Below are 2,506 nucleotides of genomic sequence, written 5' to 3' on the forward strand. Positions count from 1 at the left end.
CCCCGGACGCGCTGGTCGCCGTCGTCGGCTACACCCCGGCGGAGCTGGCCCGGCGCGCCGGTGTCTCCCGGGTCGGCACGATCGCGGCGACCCCGCCGGAGCAGTGCCCGAACGGCTGCTGGCGAGGCATCCCGACCGCCGGGCTCCAGCTCATCCTGGCGGTGGTGGCGGCCGCCCTGATCTTCCCGCTGTTCATCCTCATCGGTACGGCCACCCGCCTCGCCGCCACCCGCCGCGAGCAACGGTTCGCGGCGATGCGGCTGGTCGGCGCGACCCCGGCGCAGGTCTCCACGGTGTCCGCGGTGGAGTCCATGGTCTCCGCACTCGCCGGTACGGTCCTGGGCTTCGTCCTGTTCTTCCTCTTCCGGGACACGGTGGCGGCCATCCCGTTCACCGGCGCACCGATGTTCCCCGAGGACCTGGCGCTGGACCCGGTGACCTTCGCCGGCGTGGCGCTCGGGGTGCCCGTGGTCGCCGCGCTAGCGGCCCGGCTGGCCCTGCGCCGGGTGCAGATCTCCCCGCTGGGGGTCACCCGGCGGGTCACGCCCCGGCCGCCCCGGGCCTGGCGGCTGATCCCGCTCGCGGCCGGCCTGGGCGAGCTGGCGTACTTCGTGGGACGCCGGCCCGGCACCACCAACGGGCAGATCATGGCCTTCCTGCCGGGCATCTTCGTCGTCATGATCGGCCTGCTCGTGGCCGGCCCGTGGCTGACCATGGCCGGCTCCCGCCTGGTCGCGCGCCGGGCCAAGCGGCCGGCTTCGCTGATCGCGGCCCGGCGGCTGGCCGACAACCCGCGGGCGGGCTTCCGTTCGGTCAGCGGCCTGGTGCTGGCGCTGTTCGTCACGAGCGTGGCCGTCGGCGTGATGGGTTCGATCGCCGCCGACCGGGGCACGCCGAGCCAGGACCCGGACTCCGCCGCTCTGTTCACCTTGTTCCGTGACGATGCGGCCGCGCCGGTCGGCGATCCGGTCCCGGCCGGGCTGGCGGCGCAACCGGGTGTCCGGGGCATCACCGTGACCCGGATACCGCCGCCGAGTGTGCCGGTGCCCGAGGGGCCGCCCGGCTCCTTCGGCCGGCCGTACGTGTTGGCTTCGTGCGACGAGATCGCCCGGCTGCCGGAGGTCACCCGGTGTGCCGCCGGGGCCCGTACGGCGTGGGTGTGGCCGGACCTGACCGGGCCGGACGAGTGGACTGGTCCGTGGCCCGCCGCGGACGTGGACCCGGCCCGGCTCAGCACCTTCAAGGCGCAGTCGATCGTGACCCTGACGGACGGCTCGACGCCCGCGCTGGAACGGGCGCGGACGATCCTGGAGCTGGCCCACCCGATGCTCTACTCGCCGTACTCCGAGGTGGAGTTCATGGCCGAGTCGGCCAAGGTCTTCGAGGGCTGGAAGCGGCTGGCCGACGTGGTGATCCTGGCCAGCCTGGCCATCGCCGGGTGCAGCCTGGCGGTGAGCGTGGCGGGCGGCCTGAGCGAGCGCAAGCGCCCGTTCAGCATGCTGCGGCTCACCGGCGTCCCGCTCGGCACGCTGCGCCGGGTGGTCGCGCTGGAGAGCGTCACCCCGCTGATGCTCGCCGCGATGGTGGCGCTGGGCTCCGGACTGCTGGCGGCGCATCTGTTCCTGACCGCGCAGATGAGGTTGTCGCTGAGCCCACCCGGGATCTCGTTCTATGTCATCGTGGTCGCCGGGCTCGCGGCGTCGCTCGCCGTGATCGCGTCCACGATGCCGCTGCTGCGCCGGATCACCGGCCCGGAGGCGGCCCGCAACGAATGAGGGACCTGTGCAGGACGACCGGATCGACCCACCCCTGCTCGGCGGGGAACGCGAGACACTGCGCGCCTACCTGGACTACCACCGGGCGACGCTGGCGATGAAGTGCCAGGGCCTGTCGGACGAGGAGCTGCGGCAACGCTCGATGCCGCCGTCCACGCTGACTCTGCTGGGCCTGGTGCGGCACATGGCGGAAGTCGAGCGCACCTGGTTCCGCCGGGTCATCAACGCCGAGGACATCCCGCTGCGCTGGTCGGCCGAAGGTGACTTCCAGGCGGCGTACGACGCGTCGGCGTCCACCCGGGCCGAGGCGTTCGGCGCGTGGCAGGAGGAGGTCGAGCACGCCCGCCGCATCGAACGGGCGGCCGAGTCGCTGGACGTGACGGGCTACCAGGCGCGGTGGGGCGAGAAGGTCTCACTGCGCCTGGTGATGTTGCACATGATCCACGAGTACGCCCGGCACAACGGCCACGCGGACTTCCTGCGCGAGGGCATCGACGGCGAGGTCGGCGCCTGAGCGCCCTGGCGACACGCCCGGCCCGGTCATGGTCTGCGAGTTCTTCTGCCCCGAGCCCGACGGCGACGGCGTCGTCGCCTACGACTCGGCGCCCGACCACACGGACGTGGTCGCGGTGACGTCGTGGCGGCGAAGGCACCTCGACCGCGGCGAAAGTGCTGGCTGTGGGCGGATTCCTGGTGGGCGCGGGGCTCGGCTGGCTGCTGGCCGGCGCCGC

General features: G+C 73.5%; 3 protein-coding genes. All 3 read left to right on the forward strand.

Annotated elements, in window-relative coordinates; all coding sequences use genetic code 11:
- Nucleotides 1-1,775 (forward strand): FtsX-like permease family protein (locus AB0C29_RS43140; protein WP_360833408.1); only part of this gene is annotated, 1,775 nt, incomplete at its 5' end.
- A 7-nt stretch (nucleotides 1,776-1,782) separates the two neighbouring features.
- Nucleotides 1,783-2,289: a DinB family protein gene (locus AB0C29_RS43145; protein WP_360833410.1), complete on the forward strand. Its 507-nt coding sequence runs from the start codon at nucleotides 1,783-1,785 to the stop codon at nucleotides 2,287-2,289.
- Nucleotides 2,290-2,317: 28 nt separating this feature from the next.
- Nucleotides 2,318-2,506 (forward strand): hypothetical protein (locus tag AB0C29_RS43150; RefSeq protein ID WP_360833412.1); only part of this gene is annotated, 189 nt, incomplete at its 3' end.

The sequence above is a fragment of the Actinoplanes sp. NPDC048791 genome (assembly GCF_040650095.1).
Classification (GTDB): Bacteria; Actinomycetota; Actinomycetes; order Mycobacteriales; family Micromonosporaceae; genus Actinoplanes.